The organism is Mesorhizobium sp. M2C.T.Ca.TU.002.02.1.1 (genome assembly GCF_003997225.1).
Genome location: NZ_RZTO01000443.1, coordinates 1 through 5,164, shown reverse-complemented (window position 1 = coordinate 5,164; position 5,164 = coordinate 1). Strand labels below are relative to the sequence as shown.

6 protein-coding genes are annotated in these 5,164 nt (G+C 65.5%); all 6 read left to right on the top strand.

Annotation, left to right across the window (positions count from 1 at the left end; translation table 11 throughout):
- Window positions 1-69: 69 nt before the first annotated feature.
- Window positions 70-534: a MarR family transcriptional regulator gene (locus tag EOD07_RS21715; RefSeq protein ID WP_071069767.1), complete on the top strand. Its 465-nt coding sequence runs from the start codon at window positions 70-72 to the stop codon at window positions 532-534.
- On the top strand, window positions 531-1,343 hold the full coding sequence (locus EOD07_RS21710) for an enoyl-CoA hydratase family protein (RefSeq protein ID WP_127236934.1): 813 nt from the start codon (window positions 531-533) through the stop codon (window positions 1,341-1,343). The genes EOD07_RS21715 and EOD07_RS21710 overlap by 4 nt, the downstream gene beginning before the upstream one ends.
- An 88-nt stretch (window positions 1,344-1,431) precedes the next feature.
- On the top strand, window positions 1,432-2,580 hold the full coding sequence (locus EOD07_RS21705; protein WP_127236933.1) for an acyl-CoA dehydrogenase family protein: 1,149 nt from the start codon (window positions 1,432-1,434) through the stop codon (window positions 2,578-2,580).
- Between the two features lie 45 nt (window positions 2,581-2,625).
- Window positions 2,626-3,021: a RidA family protein gene (locus tag EOD07_RS21700; RefSeq protein WP_127236932.1), complete on the top strand. Its 396-nt coding sequence runs from the start codon at window positions 2,626-2,628 to the stop codon at window positions 3,019-3,021.
- 141 nt (window positions 3,022-3,162) lie between these two features.
- On the top strand, window positions 3,163-3,891 hold the full coding sequence (locus tag EOD07_RS21695) for a GntR family transcriptional regulator (RefSeq protein WP_127236931.1): 729 nt from the start codon (window positions 3,163-3,165) through the stop codon (window positions 3,889-3,891).
- A 166-nt stretch (window positions 3,892-4,057) separates the two neighbouring features.
- Window positions 4,058-5,164, top strand: a 1,107-nt coding sequence (locus EOD07_RS21690) for an aminotransferase class V-fold PLP-dependent enzyme (protein ID WP_127236930.1), incomplete at its 3' end; no start/stop codon positions are given.

The window sequence follows — 5,164 nt, the reverse complement described above, 5'->3', positions numbered from 1 at the left end:
GCTTTGGCTATGCAGCGATGCCGCGCGATCGATCACCGGACAGGCGATTTCGGTTTCGGGAGGCGAGACATGGTAGCGGGACCGACCTCAACCGGGCCGGGCAAGGAGAGGCTGCGGCTGTGGATCCGCCTGCTGCGCGCCTCGCGCACCATCGAGGCCGAACTGCGCGAGCGGCTGAAGAAGGAGTTCGACACCACGCTGCCGCGCTTCGACGTGATGGCGGCGCTCTACCGATCGCCGGAAGGCATGCTGATGAGCGACCTGTCGCGCTTCCTTCTGGTGTCGAACGGCAATGTGACGGGCATCGTCGACCGGCTGGTTTCCGAAGGGCTGGTGACGCGGGCGCGGCGCAACGGCGACCGCCGCACTTCGATGGTGCGGCTGACCGAGGAAGGCTCGAGATCTTTCGCCGCGATCGCCGCCGCGCATGAGAATTGGGTCGGCGAGCTTCTCGGCACCGTCAGCGAGGACGAGGCGCGCCGGCTGACCGGCATGCTGAAATCGTTCCGCAGCAATTGGGAGGGACGCGAATGAGCACTATCGCCAAGCTCAAGCCGAAACACTTCCTCTGGGATGTCGAAGGCAAGATCGCGAAGATCCGGCTCGACCGTCCCGAGCGCAAGAATCCGCTGACCTTCGACAGTTATGCCGAGCTGCGCGACACGTTTCGTGAGCTCGTCTATGCCGAGGATGTCGACGCCGTGGTGTTCCTGCCCAATGGCGGCAATTTCTGCTCGGGCGGCGATGTCCACGACATCATCGGGCCGCTGGTCAAGATGGACATGAAGCAGTTGCTCGCCTTTACGCGCATGACCGGCGACTTCGTCAAGGCGATGCTCAATTGCGGTAAGCCGATCATTTCCGCGGTCGACGGTGTAGCGGTGGGCGCCGGCGCGATCATCGCCATGGCTTCCGACATCCGCATCGCCACACCGGAAGCCAAGACGGCCTTCCTGTTCACTCGCGTCGGCCTCGCCGGCTGTGATATGGGCGCCTGCGCGATCCTGCCGCGCATCATCGGCCAGGGCCGCGCCGCCGAGCTGCTCTACACAGGCCGCACGATGAACGCTACTGAGGGCGAGCGCTGGGGGTTCTACAACCGGCTGGTCGATGCGGCGGCACTGGAAGCCGACGCGCTCGACATGGCGGCGCGCATCGTTTCCGGGCCGACCTTCGCGCATGGCATCACCAAGACGCAGCTCAACCAGGAATGGTCGATGGGCCTCGACCAGGCGATCGAGGCGGAAGCGCAGGCGCAGGCGATCTGCATGCAGACCGGCGATTTCGAGCGGGCGTATAACGCGTTCGTGGCGAAGGAAAAACCGGTGTTCGAGGGGAATTGAGGATGTTGTCTTCGCTCAAGATGGACATGCTGGCGGGACAGAGGGGGGCGCCGTAGAGCGCAGACTTCGCAGAACTGCGGAGGCGTAAATGCCTGACCGTTCCTTCCTCAACTGGCCCTTCTTCGAAGACCGCCACCGCCAGCTCGCCGAACGCCTCGACAGCTGGTGCGCGAAAAACCTCCCTGTCGACCACCACGATGTCGACGCTGCCTGCCGCGAGCTCGTCGCGAAACTCGGCCGCGACGGTTGGCTGAAGCCGACAGCGCTCGACCCCGCCAATCCCGGCCCGCTCGACGTGCGCACGCTATGCATCACCCGCGAGACGCTGGCGCGCCATGACGGGCTCGCCGATTTCGCCTTCGCCATGCAGGGGCTCGGTACTGGAGCAATCACGCTGTTCGGCACGCCGGAGCAGCAGCGCTGGCTGGAAAAGACGCGAGCCGGCCAGGCGATTTCCGCCTTTGCCCTCTCGGAGCCGCGCTCGGGCTCGGACGTCGCCAACATGGAAATGACAGCGGTCCGCGACGGCGACTTCTATGTGCTTTCCGGCGAGAAGACCTGGATCTCCAACGGCGGAATCGCCGACCTCTATGTCGTCTTCGCCCGCACCGGCGGGGCACCGGGCGCCAAGGGGATCTCCGCTTTCATCGTGCCGGGCGACGCCAAGGGTCTCGGCGTCGCCGAGCGGCTGGAGGTGATCGCCCCCCATCCGCTGGCGCGGCTGTCCTTCGACGATGTGCGTGTTCCGGCTTCCGCTCTGATCGGGAAGCCTGGCGATGGTTTCCGTATCGCCATGTCGGTGCTCGACGTCTTCCGCTCGACGGTGGGCGCGGCGGCACTCGGTTTCGCGCGGCGTGCGCTGGACGAGAGCGTCAGCAGAGCCGCCGAACGCAAACTATTCGGCGCGCCGATGGCCGAGCTGCAGATGGTGCAGGGCCATATCGCCGACATGGCGCTGGATGTCGACGCAGCCGCGCTCCTCATCTACCGCGCCGCCTGGACCAAGGACATGGGCGCCGCCCGTGTCACCCGCGAGGCGGCGATGGCCAAGCTGTTCGCCACCGACAAGGCGCAGGAGGTGATCGACAAGGCGGTGCAGCTGCATGGCGGCGACGGCGTGCGCAAGGGCCACATCGTCGAGAGCCTCTATCGCGAGATCCGGGCACTGCGCATCTATGAGGGCGCTTCGGACGTGCAGAAGGTGGTCATCGCCAGGCAGGTGATGGGCGCCGTCTGACACCATGCCTTGCGGACCGCATTTCAACCAAGGGGGAGGCTAGACATGCACACGATCCTGCAGCCGGAAGGCTGGGCCAAACCGATCGGCTACGCCAATGGCGTGGCCGCGCAAGGGCGGCTGGTGTTCGTCGGCGGCCAGGTGGGCTGGAACGGGCAATGCCAGTTCGAGACCGACGAGTTCGTCGGCCAGGTGCGCCAGACGCTCGCCAATGTCGTCGCGGTGCTGGCCGAAGCCGGCGGCGAGCCGCGGCACATCACCTCCATGACCTGGTACTTCACCGACAAGGCCGAATATCTCGCCAACCTCAAGGGGATCGGCGAGGCCTACCGCGACGTCATCGGCCGGCATTTTCCGGCGATGGCCGCCATGCAGGTGGTGGCGCTGGTCGAGGACCGCGCCAAGGTAGAGATCCAAGCCATGGCGGTCATTCCGGAGTGAGATAGCGGATATCGATCGAACGCCTGAGGCCAGGCCGTAGCCGCTTGGCTACCGCCGTAATCTGTGATCAGATGATCACGCCCGCTTCGGCGGGTATGTCTTCGCACATAGACTTTGCCGGCATCCAAGGAAAGCAAAAGCGTGGCTCTGGGCTTCGAACCCGTATCGGGACGCATCACTGTCCAGGATGGTGTCTATCAGCAGCTTCGCCATGCCTTGATGGTCGGCAGTTTCGATCCCGGCCAAGTGCTGACCATCGCCTCCCTGGCCGAGGCCTTCGGCACCTCGAACATGCCGGTGCGCGAGGCGCTGCGGCGGCTGGCGGCGGAGAACGCGCTGGAAATCTCGCAGAATGGCTCGGCCTGCGTGCCGGTGGTGACGCGGGCGCGGCTCGATGACCTCTGCCGGGCCCGGCTCGCCGTCGAAGGGCTGGCCGCCGAACTCGGCGCGCCACGCCTGAGCGCGGCCGACGTCGCTTCCTTGCAGAGGGTCACCGACGACCAGCAGGCGATCGGTCGCGACGGCAGCATCTACGAGCTGATCGCCAAGAACCAGCAATTCCACTTCACCATCTATCGCGCTTCCGGGTCCGACGTGCTGTTCCAGCTGATCGAGACGCTGTGGCTGCGCTTTGGCCCTTACATGCGGCTGTTGTCCAACCATGTCGCGCCGCTGATGCGCGCCGGCACCATGGAACCCTCGGGACGTCATGCCGCGATCATCGCGGCCATCAGGGACAAGGATTTTCCGCGCGCCCGCGACGAGGTCGTGGCCGACATCACAGCGACTCAAGCGACGCTGCGCACGATCTGTCCCGACGTGCCCGAGCCCAAGGCAGTCGATTTCGCCGCTTTCGGCAAAGCGTCCTGATTTTTTTCAACGGCGGTAACCGAAGCGCGGAAACGGTCCTGTCGCAGTCGCGCTGGACCAAGCAGTAGCCCTTTTTGACCACTCTCGCCGACTTTCTTCAGCCTTAAAGGATTGATCCCTTCCTGGTTTTGTGATCACATGATCACAAGGGAGCGAGAGACAGCAAATGTCCGGCTATTTTCTCTATCATTCGATCGGCACTTTCCCCGGCAAGGCCGAGGCGATGGGCGCCGCGCTGGCGGAATTTTCTGCTATCTGGTCGGCGGAGAACGACGGCCAGTGGCCGGCCGCGCTGGCCGCACGGCAACGCTTTATCGACGCATGGACGCGGCTGATCGAGGCGCCGAAGGGTACGCTGACCACAGCCGAGAATGTCACGGCCGCGCTCTACAGTCTGATCGGCGGGCTTCCGGCGGAGCGCTTGGCGGGAAAACGCCTGCTGGTTGCCGGCGATTGCTTCCCGAGCCTGCATTTCCTGCTCGCGGGCCTGGCCGAGCGCTTCGGCTTCACGCTCGACACCGTGCCGCTGCGGGCGGGCGAAAGCTGGGTGCGCGATGAGGATTTCATTGCCCGCTGGCAAGACGATGTCGGGCTCGCGCTCATCACCTTCGTCACCTCGACGGCCTCGCATCGCTGCGATGTCGAGCGGCTCGCCGCGCATGGCCGCGCCATGGGCAGCATTGTCGGCGTCGACGTCACGCAAGGCATCGGCGTGGCGCCGTTTTCGGTTGCCGCGACGCCGGTCGATTTCGTCGTCTCGACATCGCTCAAATGGCTGTGCGGTTCCTCCGGCGCCGGCATAGTGCAGGTCGCGCCGGAATTGCTTGCGACCTGCCGGCCGGAGCTGCGCGGCTGGTTCAGCCAGCCGAACCCGTTCTCCTGGGATCTCGACGCCTTCGCCTATGCCGACGACGCGCGTCGCTTCGATCATGGCACGCCGGCGATCCTCGCAAGCATCGCGTCGCTGCCCGGGCTGGAATGGGTGGAGAAAACCGGCATCGACGCCATCCGCGCGCAGAACGCCGTGCTCGTCGAGCGCATCATCGGCGCGGCGCTCGACAATGGCTGGACGCTTCGTTCGCCGCTCGACGCCGGCGAGCGCGGCGGCAGCGTCATGCTCGGCTTGCCGCAAGGCGTCGAGGCGGCAAAAATTATCGCTTCGCTGCGCAACGAGCGCCTCTACTGCGACGCGCGCGGCACGACGCTCAGGCTGTCGCCCGGCATTGTCACCACGGAAGCGGCGGTCGATGCGCTGATCGCCGGACTCCAGGAC